Source organism: Stenotrophomonas sp. LC732 (assembly GCF_052446685.1).
Classification (GTDB): Bacteria; Pseudomonadota; Gammaproteobacteria; order Xanthomonadales; family Xanthomonadaceae; genus Stenotrophomonas; species Stenotrophomonas muris.
Window position 1 is genome coordinate 4,852,498 of the sequence record NZ_CP199214.1, and the last position, 18,189, is coordinate 4,870,686.

Sequence of the window (18,189 nt, forward strand, 5' to 3'; positions counted from 1 at the left end):
AACCGCTGCGCCGGCTACGCCGAGGGCGTGTCGGTCGGTGAGGACACCAGCGCCGCCAGCAGGCGGCAGAGCGCGCTTAATGCCCAGACCAACAACCCGCCGACCGAAGCCAGCAGGAGCAGCGCAACAGCGATGGCGATCAAGGTGGCCATGGGCGAAAGGTATCACGGCTCGGCTCCACTTCTTACACGGGCGCGCTCGCGCCATTCGATCAGTTCAAACAGCGAGAGGGCCGATAGCTCGGTGAGGGTGAATGGGAAAATCACCGCGATATCGGCCATGAAATCCTCTACGCGCTGAGGAATTCCCGCTGCGCCTTCGGCACAAAAAAACCAGCGGCGAGGGTGCCGATGGCGACCAGGTCGGCAGGGTCCAGCTTGTTCACGTCGGCAGCGGTCAGCGTCGGCTCGGTGATGCGCGGCAGCAGCGCGGCCACCGCGCTCACGTCGATCTGCAGCAGGTCCACCAGCTTGATGCCGCGCAGCTCCCCGGCGTTGGGCTTGCGCAGCTTGATGGTGGCGATGACCTGCTCGCCGCGCTGGATTGGGTAGTCGAGGGTGACCGTGTTGGCGTCGATGGCTTCGGCGCCGGCGGTGGGGGTGGCTTTGTCAGTCATGTCGTGGGTCTCTCAGGGCAGAGGTGGGCCGGGCCGCTGAGGCAGCCCGGTTATGTGGGTCAGGCGCCGATGGCGCGTCGCTGGCCGGCCAGCTGGTCCACGCCGTTGACGATGAACACCATGCCGACCATGTCGATTTCGATCTCGGTACGGCCGTTGATGCTCAGCTTGTAGTAGCTGGCGGTGGTCTTCACGCTGAACTCGGTGTCGTCACCGACCTTGCCGGTGCCGGGGTCGATCTCGCTGTGGCGGCCGCGGACGACGATCTCCAACGCGTCCACGTCGGCGCTATCTTCGCGCTGGTATGCGCCAGCGAAGCGCAGCTGCACGGCGTTGTGAGCGATGGCGCCGTACTGGCGCAGCACGTCGCGCATCAGTCCGCCGCACTTCCATTCCAGTTCGATCTTTTCCTGGCCGAGGTCGATATCGATGGGGCCGAGCATGCCGCCGGCGCGGTATTCCTCCATCTTGCGGGTCAAGGTCGGCAGCTTGACCTCGGTGACCTGGCCCAGGTAGCTGAGGCCGTCATTGAACAGGTTGAGATTCTTGAGCTTGCTGGGCATGGACATGGGAATGGTTCCTCAGTACGGCATCAGCCGTTGATACGGGCCGGGAAGTCGGCGAAGTAGCGGTCGGTGATGCGCTGGTTCAGTACCAGGTTCTCCAGCGGCGGTACCGGCGTGTAGTCGTAATCGATGGTCACCCGGCCGGCCTTCAGCTGGCTGGGCTCGTTGGCGGCTTCGTCGTACCAGGCCGATGCACCCAGCACGTAGCCCGCGTTCACCAGCTCGCGGAATTTGGCATTGATGCTCTCCAGCATGTCGCGGATGAGCGACGGATGCTCGGGCTTGTCGATGTAGACCATCTGCGCCTCTGCAATGGTGTCGGCCAGGATCTGCGCGGTGCGCGTGGCCGTCTCGAAGGCGAACAGCGGGTCGTCGCTGCAGGTTCGCGAACCCCAGAACTTGTAGCCGTTGGAGTTGATGAGGGTGGTGATGTCGGCGGCGTTCAGCAGGCCAGCGTCGGTCGCCGGATCTTGCAGATCCCAGTGCACGTCGCGGCTGATGCCGGTCACGCCGGCGACGGCCACATTGGAGATCGATTTGTGCCAACCCTGCTGCTCATCGATCATCGCGCGCAGGCCCAGGGCGCGGGCGGTCGCGAACGCCATGCTGGTGGTGGCGTCGGCAGTGTTGAACGCGACGAAGTCGGGATAGATCAGCATCAGCTCGCGCTGGCTGAACTGCTCGCGATAGGCGATGGCTTCGCTGACCGAGGCACTGGCGGCACAGCTCACGTAGGCCATCGCGCGCAGCTTCTTGGCGATGACCGCCAGCGCGGCCGAAACCGGCTGGGTGTCCAGACCGGGTGCGCCCAGGATGCGCGGACGCACGCCTACCTGCGCCTCAGCCACCAGCAGCGCCTGCATGCCGGTGAAGGTGGCGCCGTCCTTCTTGCCGATCACGTTGGCGGTGGTGGCGCTGTCGTCGGAACCTTCGGCGACGCGCACCACCACGGTAATGGCGTTGGCCTGGTCGGCAATGGCCTGCAGCGTGGCGCGCAGCGTGCCGCTGGTGCCGGCCTTGCCGACGGCGCCCAGCACGTCGGTCAGCAGCACCGGTCGGTCGAGGGGGAACAGCGCGGCGTCGGCGTCCTGCGCGGTGCAGACGACGCCGACAACAGCGGTGGCAACAGTGCGAATCGGACGCACGCCGCCATTGATTTCGATGACGCGTACGCCGTGGTGGTAGTCGGTGGCCATGAGGGAACTCCTGCGGTTATGGGGTGCGGAAGCGAAGCGGGACAGAGAGACGGGTGGTGCTGGAGGCGCCGGCGGGCACCGTGCGCTGGCCATCCAGATCCAGCACGAACGTGCCTGGCTCCTGACCACGCGAGAGGGTGATGCGGCTGAGGCGCAGGCGCGGCTCCCAACGCATCAGCGCCGTTGCAGTAGCGCCATACAGGCGCAACCGCGTGGCTTCGTTGAACGGCTGGTCGATCAGCTCCGGCAGCAGCGAGCCGTAGTCGCGGCGCTGGATGCGCGAGCCGATGGGAGTAGTGAGAATGTCGGCAATGGACTGCCGCAGATGCGCGGTGTCGTCCTTGAAACTGCCTGCCTGACCGTCCATGCCGATCATGCCGGCGGTCCCGACGTGCCGCTGCCCGGCTGCACCGCGCCGTGCTTATGCTGCTTGAGGCTGATGCCGCCGCCCACAACGTCCTCGGAAGCCTCAGCCTTGCCGTTGATGGTGACCTGGCCGGTGATGCTGGTATCGCCGTTGATGGTGACCGGCCCGTTGATCGTCACGCCACCATCTGCGGTGATCGTGGCAATGCCACCGCTGGGCAGGATGGCTGCGAGCGCATGTGACGCGCTGTCGTAGCTGATGACAGCGCCATCACTGAACTTGACCATGACAAGATCCGCATTGTCGGACGGGGCGGGGTAGTGATCGCAGTACAGGCCGCGCAGGGCGACCGCATTGGCCAGGTCGCCGTCGCTGCACACCAGCGTCACCTGCTCGCCGACGCTCGGCGGTGCCCACACCGCGAGCGTGCCGGCGGCGGATGCCAGCCATGGGATGTAGTCGGTATGGGCCTCGCCCGTGCGGACACGACACAGCGCACGCGCATGATCGACCGTCGTCACCACGCCATGGCGCAGCAGGTTGTTGATCTGTTGGGGCTGGGCGCTATCCATGCGCCCATGTTGTGCCGTGCCTCTCGCGCGCGCACGTAATGGCACGCGTAGATCGACGCGCTACAAAGCTGCGGTTACCACCAGCCGGCCGCGCCTACGCTGGCCACCATGATGGAACGGCTGACGTTCCCGCCGGCCCTTCGCATGAGGCAGTGGAACTCCACGTCCGCGCGCACATTCTGGCCCGAAGCGCTGGGCACGCTGACCTGGGCCGAGCACGACTGCGAAGCGCTGGCATTGCGCCAGTCCGGCGCCGTACTGCCAACGTTCGCCGCGCCGGCGTTTGCGAACTCGAAGCGCACGTCGTACTCGCCAGCGCCGCCGTTGCGCAGCCACATCCCGCGCTCAGCCACACGGCTGGAGTTATTGCCGCCGCCGTTGGTCGACACCCAGACCTCGTAGGCGCCATCGGCGTTGATGCGCAGCTCCACCTGCGCCGAGCTGTTGCCCTGCGCGTTGGTGTCGGACTGGTTGTGCGCGGAGAAGCCCTTGCCGTGAAACGGCAGCACGTAGGTTGCTGTGCCCTTTGCAGCCCACAGGTTCGATACGTCGACGCCGCCGGAGCGATAGCCCACATCGCCGCGCTTCTGCCCGTACTGGATGTGGGCATAGCGCAAAGGCTGCCCGCTCTGCCGGTATCCGCTGGCAGTCGGGCCATCGCCCATCACATCGGCGTCGAACAGGTCGTCGAAGTCCACGCCGCCGCTTCGATATCCGCTCGCCATGTCAGCAGCGCTCCTTGAGAGCGGCGACTTCTGCGAGCAGTTCGTCCACCAGGTCGGCGAGTTGAGCAATGGCTCGGTATGCCGGTGGCATCACCTGATCCAGCTTCATGGATGCAACTCGCTCGCCACCGAACTCGATGCTCTCAGCATCAACAGCTTCCGGCATGACGGTGGCGAACTGCTCTGCGTCGAAGAACAGACGTTTGCGTCCGTCTGGGTTGTACTCCGGCTTGTATCGGCCAATCAGGGTCGCAATGCGACGGACCTCCGCAAGGCCATAGGGCATCGGGCCGTCAACGTCTTTGAGTTTGCGCGATGAGCCGAAGTCGAAGCCGCCGGCCGTCCACAGCGCTCCGTTGCGGCCAACACCCATGACGCGAGCGAGTCCGGCGCTTGCGCTAGGCCTGACGTAGAAGTGGTGCCCGCCAGTGCCGCCGCCATAGTTGCAGATGTACTCAGAGCAACCGTAACCGTTCGTTTCGCCAGCAGCGTTCCAGAAAATCTGCGTCCCTTGGGTGTTTTGGTCGCCACCGATGAAGGCTTGCGCCCCAGCAAAGAGACTGGCGTAGATCCCGCCGCTGCCATTGATAAGCACAACGCGATTGCCTGACGAATTGCGGAATTCGTGTGAAACAGCGCGGTAGTAGGCGGTGGCGTCGGGCAGCGCGCCATCATAGCTGCTGCGGCTGTCCCAGTAGACGACGCCGGCGGAACTGAAGACGCGGCAAACAGCGTTGCCGGGATAGCCGACACGAAGACCGACGGTGGTCAAGTCACCCGTCATCGTATCGCCGGCTTTGTTCAGCTTCTTGGCAGGGTCAAAGTTGCCGCTGGTCCAGATGGTGCCGCCGGCCGAAAGGGTGGCGGTATACCCGCCCGCCGAGTTGGTGAAGTCGAAGTAAGCCCCGTTTTTAACGACGGAGGAGCCGGTATCACCCAGCACCAGGATTCCGTTACTGGCTACGCCGTTCCATCCGTAAGAACGCAGCATGGCCCCATTCACCGCCAGTGGCCCGGTGAAGGTCTCTCCGGCACGGTTGGCTTTGCCGTCGAGCGCGGGCTGCAGGCCGTCGACCTCGTCGATGGGATGCGTGTGGGGAGCCGGCGTGAACCTGTTCGGCACGCCGGTGAAATTCTTCCAGTCCAGGTAGTAATCGCCGTGCGCGCCGTCGAGCAGGTCCGCGTTGAGGCCGTTCCCATGGCCCTCATCGCGCAGCGCAGCGGACTTCAGGCCCAGCTCGACGCGGAACATGGCAGCGGTGGCCAAGCCGAGCAGCGTCTTGACGAAGGTGGAAGGCGCCCCGGTGCCGAAGCGGTTGTTGATGTATCGGGCCAGGCCGCGCGGGGTGATCGCCGTGACGTGATCGCTGCCGGCGTCCGCCTCCTGCTCGGTGGACAACCGCACTACACCCATCTGCGTGGTCGTCGCCGGCGGATTGATGAAGTCGATATCGCCGACCTCGATGCTGGTGGCGTTGATCTTGGCGAACCGAATGTCCGTGGCCAGCAACAGGGTTGCGGCCGCTGCCTTTTCCATGACGGGCGTGGACTGCGAATAGACGGCAAACAGCGTGCCGTCCTGCAGGTACAGGCCAAAGCCGCGCAGCGTGTAGGTGTCAGTACCGTCGTCGCGCACGTTCAGGTGCAGCGTGTCGTCAGCAACGGCCTTACCACCGAAGGTGGTCAGGCGCTTGAACTCCGCCGGCACGGATGCGCCCACGGTGCCCACATCGAAGTGCTGAGCAGTCAAGCCGACCTGTGTGACCTTGACCGGCGCGGTACCCGTGTTCTCTGCGTTGACGATGGCGGCAAAGCCTGCCGGCGTAATGGTGATCTGGGGGATGGGCATGGGTATGTCCTACGGTTCGCTGGCGGCCAGCTGCAGGCGGGTAGAGGTAAGCACGCGGGCCACGCCCAGGACGCCGATGGCGCCCTCGGCGTTGATGCCCTGAGTGAAGGAGTAGTGCGAACGTACGGGCTTGGCGCGGTCCACTGCAGCCATCACCTGGTCGATAAAGTCGGCGGTAGCGTCTTGCCCACCTTGACCGCTGAGGGTCAGCAGCAGCTCGAAGGTGTGGGGCTGGCCGGGCGGGTCCATCTGCCACCACTCCCGCAGCTGCACCTGTCCGCCGAAGCTGGCCACCACGTCGGCAATGCTCTGCGCGGTGCCCTTGTGCCGCTGGATCTGGAACGAGCTGGCGATGCGGGCGCGCTTGATCTGTTCCGGCCACTCGCTGTCCCAGGTGTCCACCGACACCGTCCACGCCAGGAACGGCAGAAACTCCGCCGGGCACGTCCACGGGTTCCACAGCAGGTGGTGAACCATTGGGATGCCCATCAGCTGCGCATCGGCGCCTTCCACGGCCCGTTCCAGCGCGGTGGCATTGGGGGGCAGCAGGGTGCGCACCTCAGTCATTGGTGCCCACGTGTTCGATCACCACAGCGGTGCAGTACGCCGCGCTCTGCGGACTGACCGTGATATCTGCGGCGGGACTGTCCAGCTGCACGCGCTGCACGCCCTCTACATGCAGGGCCGAATACAGCGCCGAGAGAGGAACGTCACGGCCCAGCCGCTGCGACTGGCTCAGGAAAAGCCGCATGCGGCGGTTGGCCTCGGCAATGACCAGGGCGCTGTCAGGTCCGTTGAAGGTGGTCAGCTGCGCGCGCACCTCGTACGGCTCAATGGTGGCTGCCGCCACAGTCACATGGTCGGTGAGAGGGCGCACGTTCCCGTTGAGCAGGGCCGATTCCACCGCAGCCAGCAGCTGCCCAGAGGGCGTGCCATCGCCCTCCCGTGAAAGCACGGTCACCACGACTTCGCCGGGCGAAGGGCTGGCCACGCTGGCGTCGAGTACGGCCACGTCGGCCGAAAGGGTGTGGAAGATGTAGGCCCCTTCGGGGCCAGCAACCGACAGGCCCTCAGGCGCCAGCTGGATGCGGCGTCGGAAGTCTGAATCGCTTTCGTAGGCCGCCGGTGTGCCCGTCTCGGGATCTGCGGGGGTCAGTAGCTTTCGCTGAACCCCGTACGGCACCGCCAGGTTGTCGAGGTCGCCGCGTTGGGAGTACGGAAGAAGGAGGCCGCGAGCGCGCTGGTTGAACTGCTCGCGCAGCAGCACCTCTCGGTACGCGCTGGCCTGCAGGATCTTCACCACCGGGTCGGATTCGACAACGGCGGTGTACTCCGGGCAAAGGCGGCGGAACTCAGCCAGACGCTCGGCGTAGATCGACTCAAACGAGCGCTGCTCGAAGATGTCGGGCGCCGGCAGCTTGTCGACTTCGATGGCGGTAAATGTGGACACGACAGCGCCGATTCGGGGATGCGTTTCAGCATCCCATCGCGCGCGCGCGTGGCCACCGGCTACGCCGTGTAGGGCGGGGGATTACGCTACAGACCGTCCAGATGGTCGAGGATCAGATCGCGCACCAGCTGTTCATCGGCGGGCGAGAAGCCCAGCAGGCGCCGACGTGCATAGGTAACGCGGGGCCCGCCCTTGCTGACCGCATCGCTGCGGCCCTCCTGATGGATCAGTGCAATGCGCGATACGCGGCCGGTGAAGCCGACAGCCACCTCATTGGGGGTCACACGTACACGAAGGTGCCGCGCCTGCCGGATCTTGGCGAACATTGCGCCGCGCTTGATGCGTCCGGCCTTGGCCCGACGCAGGGGCGCGGCACGGCGCGCCGCGTAGGGTGTGCCATCGGGGTTTTTCTGCGTTGCGATGCGCTGCTGCTGTGCCCGGCGCAGCGCGGTACCGACTTTGCGCGCCAGCTTGCCGCGTTCGGCCGGCTGCAGACGCCGAAGCAGGGGCGCGGCCCAGGCTTCCAGTCGCTGTAGATCCTCGCTCACTCCGTGATCGCCGGCAGGGTGGCGATCTGGACACCGTCTGCGACCAGGACGCCGCCGGCCAGCGTGTCGGCGTGGGCATCCTCTGCAGGAGGCTCGGGCAGGTGCTGCAGCTGCACGCTGCCATCAGCGGCGCGGGTGACCAGCACCCGTTCGGTGAGCGGCATCTTGATGGCCAGATCCACCAGGCTGTCGCCCAGCACGTCCACCTCAAAGGTCAGCTTCTCACGGTTGGCAGGGTTGGCCAGTAGTTCGGGCTGGTGACGGGTCAGCCACTGCAGCAGCGGCACCATGACTGCCTCGGGTGCGCTGCCAAAGTCGGTCAGCACCAGGTCCAGGGTGTAGCGGTACTCGAACGCCAGACCCGGCCGGTAGGTACCGGCCAGGCCGCCACCGTCGACAAAGATCAGCAGCTTGTCGGGGTCGCTGGCCAGTGCCGGGACGGCGGCGACCAGGTGGTCGCGCAGCAGCTGCGGCTTCTTCATGGCGTACCTGCCTGCCGTTCAAGCTCGGCGTGCAGCTCGCGGGCCAGTTCCTGCAGGGCCACTACCTGCTCGGCGGTGGCGTGGCAGGTGGCGTAGTTGCTGGCGACGGTTTCGGCGACGGCAGAGAGCGGAGTGGCGGCGGCGGGCGCATCAGGATTTCCGGCAGGGCCGGCGGTGGGGCTGCCGCTCGCAGCGGTGTCGTGGAGCTGCACGAAGCCAGCAGGAACAACACAGGCAGCATCAGCGTTCGCGGTGACATAGATGGGAACCTCTTTGACGATGGTGTCGCCGCGCTCGTGCACCAGCTGTACGCGGTCCACGTACTCGGTCACGACGCGGGTGGTGCCTTCGGCCAGCTTGAGGCTGCTGGCCAGGGCGGCGTTGTCGGCGACGGCCTTGGCCAAGGCCGCGTTGGCCTTGTCCAGCGCGATGGTGGCGCGGCTGACGCGCGACTGCTGGCAGCTGAAGAGGCCGGCGGTAGCCAGCACCAGGGCGGCCAGTGCGAGGGTGCGGTAGAGCATCAGCGCGCCCCCAGCGCGGCCAGGCCGCGCGTGGTGCGGGCGGTGCGGTCTGCCATGCCATTGGGCGTGGCGCGGCTGCGGGCGTTGCCCAGGTTGATGACGCGGCTGGCGGTCAGCACGTCGCGCTGATCGGCGTAGGTGTTAAGGCCGTTCTCTTTCCAGAACGCAGCCCCCGCCATGGCGCCGATCTCCGGCTCGATCAGCAGGCCCGGCTGTTCTTCCAGCGGCTGGCCGATCAGCTGCCCCATGCGGCGGTAGTTGCCCCGGCCGGTATGCTGCAGCGGGCCACGGCCGCGGAACAGATAGCCGTCGCCGCTGGCCTCGCTACCGTTGCCGTTGCGGTTGGCGTAGACGCGGTTGCCGAGCTTTGCCGGCTGATGAACGAACGCGGCGGCCTCGGCTGGCGAAATGTACCGGCCGAACACTTCCAGCAGGCGTTCGCGGCTGTAGCTGAGCGACTCTTCGACACGCGAGAGGCTCAGGCTCTCGTGGCCGACCTGTGCCAGGAAGTAGGCCGCGCGCACCGGTGTGTTGATGCCGAAGCGCCTCATGGCCGCGTTCAGCGCCTCGGCCCAGCGCTGTGCGCGCTGCAGCGGGCACTGCATGATCTGAGCGAGCAGAGCAGGGGTCAGCATGTCAGTTGCTCCCGAACAGGTGGGCCACATTCCCACGCGCCCGATAGACGGCCACCAGCAGCACCACCAACAGTGCCAGCTGCCAAGCGGTGACGCGGGCGCCGGCGCCCTGCAGGATGATCTGCAGGGCCTGCCCGCCGGTGCTGGCAATCAGCAGCCAGGCGCACCAGGCGATGCCGTGGCGATGGTTGGCGTTGGGGGCCGGCCGGTAGGTCAGCAGGCGCACGCAGATGGCCACGCAGCACAGCAGCGTGGCGGTGGTCAGTAGGTCAGCCATCGGAGCCTCCGCGCGGCAGGCGGCTCGGATCGGCGCTGCGGCTGCGCTCGATCAGGGCCAAGGTGAGGGTGATGATGGTGGCCGCGCACAGGAACGCGGCCAGGCCGCTGGACGCCACGTCAAACCGGCGCATGACCTCCGTGCCGCCCATGTAGCCGGCCACCACGCTGATGGCCAGGTAGATCAGCCGCTTCCAGAGCGACAGATCCTTGGCGGATACGACGAACAGTGTGGCACCGGCGAACGCGCCGATGAATGCGTCCGTCTCGATGCCCGGCAGCAGCGAGGCGAGGCCGACGCCGGTGGCCAGTGCGGCCATGCTGCCGGTGGAAGTTGGTTCGGTCATCTTCAATCCCATAGCTGGACAAGGGGACGCATCACTGCGTCGGTTGAGGGTGTCGGTACTTCCGGCAGTTCCACCACGGTGCCCATGGGCAGGACAGGGCCATGCAGGCTGATTCCATAGTTCAGCGCCATCACCCTCTCGACCATGCCGGCGGTGGTTCCGAGGTGCCGATGACACAGGGCGTCGATGGTGTCGCCCTGTAGCGAGCGGACGCGCATCAGATCAACTCCACCGTGACCCGGCGCAGCCCTTGCAGATCGCTGATGGCGTTGCGGTGATCGCGCCGCAGTTCATCAATGGTCGGGGTCAGATCGTCGGCGCGTTGATTGCCCTGGGCGGTAGCGTCATAGGACCGGTAGCGTTCGTGCAGCTCCACGGCGGTGCCACACTGCACGGCGCGCCGGTACAGCTGCAGCAGCACCGACTCGCCGTCGATCTGCTGCGCCGGTATGTCTGCCAGCGCCGCATAACCGTCCGCTTCCTTGCGGACCTGCCACAACGCCAGTTCCCGCGTCACTGAGGCCACGGCCACCACCACGGTGTTGCGCAGCCGCGCCGCCAGCACATCGCCCGGTACCCGGATGGCCTCGCGCAGCGCGTCCACGTCGATCTCTGGCCAGAACGGGCCGGCGGTGACAGGGGCAAGCTTGGGAGCGGGCGATGCGTTGGCGGTGAAGGCGCTCATGGTGTGTCCGTAGGTCGCCGGTGGTCGGGGCGTCACACCAAGGGAGAGAGGTCTTGGTGATCGGCCCCGAGCCGGCGGGGTCGCGGGGTACGCTCGGTGTGACGTCAGTCGTTGGACTGGCTGGCGTCGAACTTCTTCTGCAGGCGCTCGGCGCGCTTGAGGTCTTCCTTGCCGCCGCAGCTGTCATGCAGCTGGATGGCGGTGCGCAGGTCTTCGATGGCCTGGGCAACTGCGTCGGCGCTCAGCGGCGCGGTCTCGGTATCGGTGGCCAGCTGGGTGCGTCCACGCGCCAGCAGCAGACGGGCGCGCACTTCGTCGGGCATGTCCTGGCCCTCGGTGAGCGTGGCCGCCCGGTCGATCACATTCAGGTCGAACGGGGCACTCGTCTTGAGCGCGTTCAGCGCGGCCAAGCCGATCTCCTCAGCCACCACGCAGGCCGCTGTGCGCTTGTGGGTGTCCGGCATATCCAGACCGTGGGCCAGGACGTACCGCGCAATGTCGAGGCCGGCATCGAACAGCCCGGCATCGAAGTGCCACAGCATCAGCGTGGAGACGATATCGTCCTTGCCGCCGGCGTCCGCCGACAGCACGCCGTCCAGATACGGGGCATAGGACGGCAGCAGCGCAGTCTTGAGCTGAGCCTTGCCCTGCGTGGACTGGATCTGCTTCAGCCGGGCGCGGTCGGAAGCCAGGCGCACCTGCATCTGCTGGTAGATCGTGGTCCCTTCCATCAGGTTGCTGCCGGCGGTGCGCGCCGCCTCCTTCGAGGCGAGCGCACGCTTCACATGGCGGCTGGCGGGGGTGTCGGCCATGGTCAGATCCCGAACTCGATGTTCTCGGCCACCGCGCCCAGACCGTAGTCCTCCACCACGTAATCATCGTTGGACGACTCGAAGTTGGCGACGCGGTTCTTGTTCGGCTGCTCGATGATGTGACGGCGGCGCGAGGCAATCTGCCAGTAAAGCGACAGGTTGCTGAGGCTGGTGACCATCAGCGACTTGGCCGGGAAGAACGGCACGATGACCGGCTGCAGGCCACCGATGCGCTTGGCGCCCAGGATCAGTTCGGCCGCGACCTTCTCGGTGGGGGCGTTGTCACGGTTGATGATCGGGAAATACTTGTCGTGCACCAGCTGGCGGCCGCAGATCACCACCAGGCTCGGATCTTCCTGATGCCACGGGTCGATCAGGTTGGCGACCAGGTCCATCACCAGGGCATCGATGTTGCCGTAGTCAGCGCCGGTACCGCCCACCTTGATCTTGCCGCTGCCATCGACGCCTTCGGTCATGACGCGCTCGGACGCATGCTCGCGGTACTTCTGCAGCCAGCCCTTGTTCACGTCCTGCAGCATCGGATTGGCGACGCGGTCGGTGTTGATGGCAATGCTGGTGCCGTGCCAACCGATCATGATCCGGTCCAGTGCCTGGCGCTGGATGATCGCGTCGCGGATCAGGGTCTGGAACTCGGGGCGATGCGCCCAGGCGTCCAGGCGGGCATAGGGCAGGGCGGTGTCAAAGTCGGTCTTCTGGCACTCGTAGGTGTTGGACACCAGCGAGGTCGGATCGGACGGATTGCGCTCGCCGTTGCCGCTGGTGTCGGTGCGGCCGGCAATGGTGCCGGTGATGCCAACGCCAACCTTCTGGCCCTTCAGTTCGTTCACGCCGACCATGTTGATCGCCTGCAGGAAGGTACTGCTTTCCTGCATGCGAGCTTCGAGGCTCTGCTGCACGGTCGGCTCGACAGAGAAGGTGTTGGCCACACCGCTGACGTTGTTCAGCGTGGCAACCTGCTGGGTGTAGCCCTCGAACAGGCGGCGGGTTTCGGTACGCATGGGGTAGCTCCGGAATGTTGAGAGAGGGTCCGATCAGCAATCGGTGATGTTGGCGGCGTCCACATCCTTGCCACCCGGAACAACCGGACGCTGGGTGAATGCCTGCGGGGTGTCGTCCAGCCTCTTGCGCAGCCCAGCAACCTGAGTGGACAGCGCCTGCACCTGCTCGCGCAGTGCACGGTTGTCCTGGCCGAGCTTGGCCATGGCCGCATCCTGTTCACCCACCGCGCCGAGCAGCTGAGCGGCGAACTCGGCCACGTTGAACTCGGGATCCTCCTTGGCAGGCGCTGGCGCGGCCTTCTTGCCCAGGCCGAGGCTCGAAAGGAACACGGCGACCGGGCCGGGGCGAGCCTCCGGCTCATCCTCTGCGGTGAACTTGATGACCGTCTCGGTGGCCTCGGTGAACAGGTTCTCCGGGGCCTGCTTGCGGTCCTTGAGCGGGCTGCTCTCGGGGTGCTGGGCCGAGAACGCGAGCATGCTGGTGCCCAGGCTGGCGGGGGAGTCGGTCACGGCTAGGCCGAACAGGTACGCCTTGCCGCTGTCGGCGAACTCCGGAGAAATCTCGATGCTGGTAAAGACCTTTTGCTTACGGTTGTTGACGATCTCCACCAGGTCGTCAGTTGGCTCCACCTGCGCAAACAAGGCGAGCTTCTTCTTGCCGGCGATATCGACCTCCTCGGCCTTGACTGCCAGCACGTCACCGTAGGCACGGAAGGGACTATCCGGCAGCGAGCTGCGGATATGCTCCATCCAGATCCGGGCGCCATAGACCTCCGGGTTGTACGTCTCGGCGATCTCGGCAATCTGCTGCCGCTCGATCACGCGGCCATCGGTGGTGGCGCCTTCGACGGCAACACGAAAGAACTCGGAACGCTTCTTGGTTTTGCTGGCCATCTCGCCCTCTGCTGGTGTCGTTGCGCATCGGTTCTCGATGCGATGACCCATGGTCGAATGAGGGCGCTGTAGCGGCAACGCGGTCAGTTTGTAAGCCGCTGTTCTACGTGGGTTTTTCGTGTCGCCCGCGCGTGACGGCGGGCAACCTGTTCACGTGACCAGCGTAGCCGAAAAACTCCACGTCGATCCACGACGCCAAGCCAAGTTCCTGTACTGGATGGGTTGGCGCGTGTGCGATATCGCCTCGCTGATCGGCGAGAAGGAAAAGACGGTCCACAGCTGGAAGGCGCGAGACGAATGGGACCGCGCAGACACCGTCGAGCGCATCGGCGGCGCATTGGAGGCACGCCTGGCCATCCTGATCCACAAGGAAGGCAAGACCGGCGGTGACTTCAAAGAGATTGATCTGCTGCACCGCCAGCTGGAACGGCAGGCGCGCATTCAACGGTACCAGGGCGGTGGCAACGAGGCTGACCTCAATCCGGCGGTGGCCAACCGCAACGCGGCTCCCAAGAAGAAGGCGCGCAAGAACGAGTTCAGCGAGGAAGAGATCGAGCGCCTGCAGACGGCGTTCGTGGATGGCTGTTTCGACTACCAGCGCGATTGGTACCGGGCGGGCAACGAACGCACGCGCATCATCCTGAAGTCGCGCCAGATCGGTGCCACCTACTACTTCGCCCGCGAGGCGCTGATCGACGCGCTGACCACCGGCCGCAATCAGATTTTCCTGAGCGCATCCAAGAGCCAGGCGCACATCTTCCTCGGCTACATGCGCGGGTTCGTGCGTGAGGTGCTGGACCGTGACCTGACCGGCGACCCGATCACCCTGGCCAATGGCGCCGAGCTGTTCTTCCTGGGCACCAACGCCCGCACCGCACAGGGCTACCACGGCAATTTCTACTTTGACGAGTTCTTCTGGACCTACGGTTTCAACCAGCTGAACAAGGTCGCCAGCGGCATGGCGATGCACAAGAAGTGGCGCAAGACCTACTTCAGCACGCCGTCCACCATGGCGCATGAAGCCTTCGACTTCTGGACCGGCGAGCGCTTCAACAAGGGACGCTCGGTGTCCCAGCAGATCCAGCTGGATGTGAGCCACGCGCGCCTGATGGGTGGCCGGCGTTGCGAGGACGCGATCTGGCGCCAGATCGTGACCGTTCTTGATGCGGCCGGCCGTGGCTGTGACCTGTTCGACATCGAGGAACTACGCCGCGACTACAGCGCCGAGGAATTCGCCAATCTGCTGATGTGCGAGTTCGTGGATGACAGCGCCAGCGTATTCCCGCTCACGATGCTGCAGCCCTGCCAGGTCGATAGCTGGGTCGAGTGGGCGGACGACTACAAGCCGTTTGCCGTCCGGCCCTACGGCGACCGCGCTGTGTGGATCGGCTACGACCCGGCCGAGACCGGCGACAGTGCGGGCATCGTGGTGCTAGCCCCGCCGCTGGTGCCCGGCGGCAAGTTCCGCGTGCTGGAACGCCATCAGTTCAAGGGCATGGAGTTCAAGGACCAGGCCGCGTTCATCGAGCAGATCACCAAGCGCTATTGGGTGACCTACATCGGCGTGGATGCGACCGGCATGGGCACCGGCGTTGCACAGCTGGTGCGCCAGTTCTTCCCCGGCGTGACCGTCTTCAACTACTCGCCCGAAGTGAAAACGCGGCTGGTGCTGAAAGCCTACGACGTAATCAATGACGAACGGCTGGAGTACGACGCCGGCTGGACCGACCTCACGCAGTCGCTGCTGGCGATCCAGAAAACCATCACCCCGAGCGGGCGTCAGGTGACCTACACCGCCGGGCGCTCGCGTACCACTGGCCATGCCGACTTGGCCTGGGCCCTCATGCACGCGCTGCAGAATGAACCGCTGGAAGGCGGACAGGCTGCGCGCGGCACCATGGAGATTTTCTGATGACCGACACTGACCACGGCGCACCCAGCGCGCCGCCGGCGAGTATCGAGGCGTTCACCTTTGGCGAGGCCAGCCCGGTGCTGGAATCGCGTGGCTTCCTTGACTACCTCGAATGCTGGCGCAATGGTCGCTACTTTGACCCGCCGGTGGATCTGCAAGGGCTGTCGCGCACCACGCGCTCCAACCCCTACCTGCACAGTGGCCTTACCTTCAAACGCAACATGCTGGTGCGCACGTTCCGGCCGCACCGGCTGCTGAGCCGCGAGGCGTTCTCGCAGCTGGCGCTGGACTACACCACGTTCGGCATGGGGTATGTCGAGCGGCGCCGTGCCATGTCAGGCGCCGCACACAGCCTGGCCGTGCCGCTGGCGCAGTACGTGCGTCGTGGCGTGCAGCCCGGTGAGTTCTTTCAGGTGCGCGCCGGACGGGTAGAGCATGAGTTTCCCGCTGGTGAGGTGTTCCAGCTGCGGGAGGCGGATGCCGATCAGGAAATCTACGGCCTGCCGGAATGGATGCCGGCCGTGCAGGCCGCGCTGCTCAACGAGTCGGCCACGCTGTTCCGGCGAAAGTATTACAACAACGGCTCGCACGCCGGCTACATCCTCTACATGACCGACCCCCAGCCCGAGGGCATGGACGTGGATGCGCTGCGAGAAGCGCTTCGGCAGTCGCGCGGGCCGGGCAACTTCAAGAACCTGTTCGTGCACTCGCCCAACGGGAAGAAGGATGGCCTGCAGGTGATCCCAGTCAGCGAGGTAGCGGCCAGGGACGAGTTTACCGGCATCAAGAGCGTGACCCGTGACGACATGCTGGCCGCGCTACGGGTACCGCCGCAGCTGCTGGGCATCGTGCCCCAGAACAGCGGCGGCTTTGGCTCGATCCGGGACGCAGCGACGGTGTGGGCGGCGATGGAGCTTGCTCCACTGCAGACGCGCATGACTGCGATCAACGAATGGTTGGGCCAAGAGGTGATCCGCTTCAACCCCTTCGAGCTGGAAGCGGCTGCGTGATGACTGGCGGGCAGAAGCTGCTGGGCATCGCATGTGTCCGTCAGCTCTAGGTGCGAAAACATACGCTGTCGCTGAGCGCGCCTACGCTGCAAGAAATGCGGTATCGATGTCGGCGGCTAGTGCGCTCGCGGCAGCGCTATTTGATCTGAGCCAACTTATCGTAAGTCGATCTGCGAGAGCGTCTCGGGGTAGGTCCATCTGATGGGCGAGGGACGGGAACACCTTCTTTGCCCAACTACTACCCGAATGCCCAATTCCTGCTACGCGCGCCTTGGAGAAACAAGCCGTGATGCCGTTCAAGTAATCTTCGGTAGCGGCAATGTTGTCGTCAGTTAGAAGTAGGGATTCCGGCGCGAGGTCTCCCGGCAGTGAGAACAGTCCAGACGATGGCGAAGCGCCGATGTCTGGGTCACGCACTCCAATTGCGCGCACCTTCATCTGCCGAAAACTCTGAACGAGGCGGTAGACGTCGTCGGTGTTTCCTACCGGGACAATAGCGCAGTTGTCCAGCAGCTGTTTGTTCTTCTGGCGCAGCAGTTCTCTCAAGAACGCCTGTGCAACTGAATCCTCGACCAAGATGAGGTCCTGATTCGACTTCACCACGCCATTCAATTGGCGTGCTGCCGCAATGTACGGAGCGCGTGGTACCGCTGTGACAGCATCGTTCGCTCTAATCATCAGCAGTCGGCCATCAAGAGGTAGCGTCTCGAAAAGCTCGCCTGAATGAGTAGAGACGATGATCTGATGCCCCTTGCGATGCGACAGGCTCATCAGGTACCAGGCCAACCCTCGCTGGGCGTCGGGATGTAACGTGATTTCCGGCTCTTCCAGAAGAATGAGCGACCGGGCAGGAATGGCCTCCAGTTGTCGAATCAGCGCGACAATCTTCTGCTCTCCGGCGCCCATGTGGTGTTCGCCGTACCGCTTGCCATTTTTCACCAGCTGAGGAAGGTTCTCTGTCCACTGATCTGAAGCCGGTCCGACAGTGTGAATTGAGCCAGCCGTGTAACCCGCATTGAGGATCGATGAAATTGCCTGCACGACCTCCTTTGGGAGGGAGGAGCTCGCCTTTACCTTGACCTGCGCGCGATAAACATGGAGGCGGTCGCGGCGTTCGATGCGGGGAGCGAACAGCCCGATGCCAATAAACGCCACATTGCGTTTCGGATTGGTACGCGGGTAGCCCCAGCGAGTTCGGGCCTTCTGATAAGGGATCTCGACTTGCGGAGAATCATCCCAAAACGTGAAGCTCACTGAGGACCTTTCGTCGAACGCCGGGGTCTCGTCGCCAAGCGCGTTGCGCACCCAGTCTCCAATCTTGTAGACGCGCCCGCCTGTTTCCTTGACGTAGGCAGCGGAACAAAGTTGCAGCAGCGTCGTTTTTCCGCTGCCGTTGGTCCCGGCTATTGCAGTGACCGGCCAGGTGAACTCAATCTTCTCGGTTACACCGCGGACGTTGTTGATAGTCAGCGATTTCAGAACATTGCCGAAATGCCCGTTTCTGGCCTTCGGAATCGCCCAACGATCATTGATCCGAGAGATTACGTCCGCGATGTCTGATTGGGTTGCCATCTAGCCTTCCTTGCGATTTGGTCGACCTACGTGGTCACTGCGGGGCGAGATTGTACAGCGTCAACCGCCGCGTACGATTCCGCCATATTGCGTACGTCTTCGAGGCTTTGGCCCTCGCGAGCGCACTCGCCTCCC

General features: G+C 64.9%; 25 protein-coding genes. 2 read left to right on the forward strand and 23 right to left on the reverse strand.

What is annotated here, in order from left to right:
* Window positions 1-14: 14 nt before the first annotated feature.
* From ACT6SE_RS22830 to ACT6SE_RS22935, 22 genes are all read right to left on the reverse strand, one after another.
* Window positions 15-152: a hypothetical protein gene (locus tag ACT6SE_RS22830; RefSeq protein ID WP_176746371.1), complete on the reverse strand. Its 138-nt coding sequence runs from the start codon at window positions 150-152 to the stop codon at window positions 15-17.
* Window positions 153-164: 12 nt separating this feature from the next.
* Complete coding sequence (locus ACT6SE_RS22835; protein WP_014648142.1) at window positions 165-281, reverse strand: GpE family phage tail protein; 117 nt, start codon at window positions 279-281, stop codon at window positions 165-167.
* Between the two features lie 8 nt (window positions 282-289).
* Window positions 290-616 carry a phage tail assembly protein gene (locus tag ACT6SE_RS22840; RefSeq protein ID WP_049419442.1) on the reverse strand — a complete coding sequence of 109 codons (327 nt, stop codon included), beginning with the start codon at window positions 614-616 and terminating at the stop codon, window positions 290-292.
* Between the two features lie 59 nt (window positions 617-675).
* The gene (locus tag ACT6SE_RS22845) at window positions 676-1,185 is read right to left on the reverse strand and encodes a phage major tail tube protein (RefSeq protein WP_049419443.1); all 510 of its coding nucleotides are present in this window, start codon (window positions 1,183-1,185) and stop codon (window positions 676-678) included.
* A gap of 23 nt (window positions 1,186-1,208) precedes the next feature.
* Entirely contained in the window at window positions 1,209-2,378 is a 1,170-nt protein-coding gene (locus tag ACT6SE_RS22850) for a phage tail sheath protein (protein ID WP_049420453.1), read from the reverse strand.
* 16 nt (window positions 2,379-2,394) lie between these two features.
* Window positions 2,395-2,754: a GPW/gp25 family protein gene (locus ACT6SE_RS22855; protein WP_049405126.1), complete on the reverse strand. Its 360-nt coding sequence runs from the start codon at window positions 2,752-2,754 to the stop codon at window positions 2,395-2,397.
* Window positions 2,751-3,317 (reverse strand): phage baseplate assembly protein V, encoded by a 567-nt coding sequence (locus ACT6SE_RS22860; protein WP_049419445.1) that lies wholly within the window; start codon window positions 3,315-3,317, stop codon window positions 2,751-2,753. The genes ACT6SE_RS22855 and ACT6SE_RS22860 overlap by 4 nt, the downstream gene beginning before the upstream one ends.
* Window positions 3,318-3,391: 74 nt before the next feature.
* On the reverse strand, window positions 3,392-4,042 hold the full coding sequence (locus ACT6SE_RS22865) for a hypothetical protein (protein ID WP_053091715.1): 651 nt from the start codon (window positions 4,040-4,042) through the stop codon (window positions 3,392-3,394).
* Window position 4,043: 1 nt separating this feature from the next.
* Window positions 4,044-5,891: a hypothetical protein gene (locus ACT6SE_RS22870; RefSeq protein ID WP_049419446.1), complete on the reverse strand. Its 1,848-nt coding sequence runs from the start codon at window positions 5,889-5,891 to the stop codon at window positions 4,044-4,046.
* 9 nt (window positions 5,892-5,900) lie between these two features.
* Window positions 5,901-6,458 (reverse strand): phage tail protein I, encoded by a 558-nt coding sequence (locus ACT6SE_RS22875; RefSeq protein WP_049419447.1) that lies wholly within the window; start codon window positions 6,456-6,458, stop codon window positions 5,901-5,903.
* Entirely contained in the window at window positions 6,451-7,341 is an 891-nt protein-coding gene (locus ACT6SE_RS22880) for a baseplate assembly protein (protein ID WP_049419448.1), read from the reverse strand. Before ACT6SE_RS22880 ends, ACT6SE_RS22875 begins: the two co-directional genes overlap by 8 nt.
* Before the next feature lie 86 nt (window positions 7,342-7,427).
* Window positions 7,428-7,889 (reverse strand): phage virion morphogenesis protein, encoded by a 462-nt coding sequence (locus ACT6SE_RS22885; RefSeq protein WP_049419449.1) that lies wholly within the window; start codon window positions 7,887-7,889, stop codon window positions 7,428-7,430.
* Entirely contained in the window at window positions 7,886-8,371 is a 486-nt protein-coding gene (locus ACT6SE_RS22890; protein ID WP_049419450.1) for a phage tail protein, read from the reverse strand. The genes ACT6SE_RS22885 and ACT6SE_RS22890 overlap by 4 nt, the downstream gene beginning before the upstream one ends.
* Window positions 8,368-8,892 carry a hypothetical protein gene (locus tag ACT6SE_RS22895; protein ID WP_049419451.1) on the reverse strand — a complete coding sequence of 175 codons (525 nt, stop codon included), beginning with the start codon at window positions 8,890-8,892 and terminating at the stop codon, window positions 8,368-8,370. The genes ACT6SE_RS22890 and ACT6SE_RS22895 overlap by 4 nt, the downstream gene beginning before the upstream one ends.
* Window positions 8,892-9,527 (reverse strand): glycoside hydrolase family 19 protein, encoded by a 636-nt coding sequence (locus ACT6SE_RS22900; protein WP_049419452.1) that lies wholly within the window; start codon window positions 9,525-9,527, stop codon window positions 8,892-8,894. The genes ACT6SE_RS22895 and ACT6SE_RS22900 overlap by 1 nt, the downstream gene beginning before the upstream one ends.
* A gap of 1 nt (window position 9,528) precedes the next feature.
* A complete protein-coding gene (locus tag ACT6SE_RS22905; RefSeq protein WP_049419453.1) occupies window positions 9,529-9,804 on the reverse strand; it encodes a phage holin family protein in 276 nt (91 codons plus the stop codon).
* A complete protein-coding gene (locus tag ACT6SE_RS22910) occupies window positions 9,797-10,150 on the reverse strand; it encodes a putative holin (protein ID WP_049405104.1) in 354 nt (117 codons plus the stop codon). The genes ACT6SE_RS22905 and ACT6SE_RS22910 overlap by 8 nt, the downstream gene beginning before the upstream one ends.
* Before the next feature lie 2 nt (window positions 10,151-10,152).
* On the reverse strand, window positions 10,153-10,368 hold the full coding sequence (locus tag ACT6SE_RS22915; protein WP_049419454.1) for a tail protein X: 216 nt from the start codon (window positions 10,366-10,368) through the stop codon (window positions 10,153-10,155).
* Window positions 10,368-10,835, reverse strand: coding sequence for a head completion/stabilization protein (locus ACT6SE_RS22920; protein WP_049419455.1), 468 nt, complete (start codon window positions 10,833-10,835; stop codon window positions 10,368-10,370). The genes ACT6SE_RS22915 and ACT6SE_RS22920 overlap by 1 nt, the downstream gene beginning before the upstream one ends.
* 104 nt (window positions 10,836-10,939) lie before the next feature.
* Window positions 10,940-11,647 carry a phage terminase small subunit gene (gpM, locus tag ACT6SE_RS22925; RefSeq protein ID WP_444811073.1) on the reverse strand — a complete coding sequence of 236 codons (708 nt, stop codon included), beginning with the start codon at window positions 11,645-11,647 and terminating at the stop codon, window positions 10,940-10,942.
* Between the two features lie 2 nt (window positions 11,648-11,649).
* The gene (locus ACT6SE_RS22930; RefSeq protein WP_444811074.1) at window positions 11,650-12,666 is read right to left on the reverse strand and encodes a phage major capsid protein, P2 family; all 1,017 of its coding nucleotides are present in this window, start codon (window positions 12,664-12,666) and stop codon (window positions 11,650-11,652) included.
* A 33-nt stretch (window positions 12,667-12,699) separates the two neighbouring features.
* A complete protein-coding gene (locus ACT6SE_RS22935; RefSeq protein ID WP_444811167.1) occupies window positions 12,700-13,560 on the reverse strand; it encodes a GPO family capsid scaffolding protein in 861 nt (286 codons plus the stop codon).
* Between the two features lie 154 nt (window positions 13,561-13,714).
* Between ACT6SE_RS22935 and ACT6SE_RS22940 the strand changes: the two genes are divergently transcribed.
* Both ACT6SE_RS22940 and ACT6SE_RS22945 read left to right on the forward strand, forming a co-directional pair.
* Complete coding sequence (locus ACT6SE_RS22940; RefSeq protein WP_279934092.1) at window positions 13,715-15,472, forward strand: terminase ATPase subunit family protein; 1,758 nt, start codon at window positions 13,715-13,717, stop codon at window positions 15,470-15,472.
* Window positions 15,472-16,482, forward strand: a complete 1,011-nt coding sequence (locus tag ACT6SE_RS22945; protein ID WP_197649918.1) for a phage portal protein — start codon at window positions 15,472-15,474, stop codon at window positions 16,480-16,482. Before ACT6SE_RS22940 ends, ACT6SE_RS22945 begins: the two co-directional genes overlap by 1 nt.
* Before the next feature lie 81 nt (window positions 16,483-16,563).
* On the opposite strand, the gene ACT6SE_RS22950 is transcribed toward ACT6SE_RS22945, so the two are convergent.
* A complete protein-coding gene (locus ACT6SE_RS22950) occupies window positions 16,564-18,054 on the reverse strand; it encodes an ATP-dependent nuclease (RefSeq protein WP_164072053.1) in 1,491 nt (496 codons plus the stop codon).
* Between the last annotated feature and the right edge of the window lie 135 nt (window positions 18,055-18,189).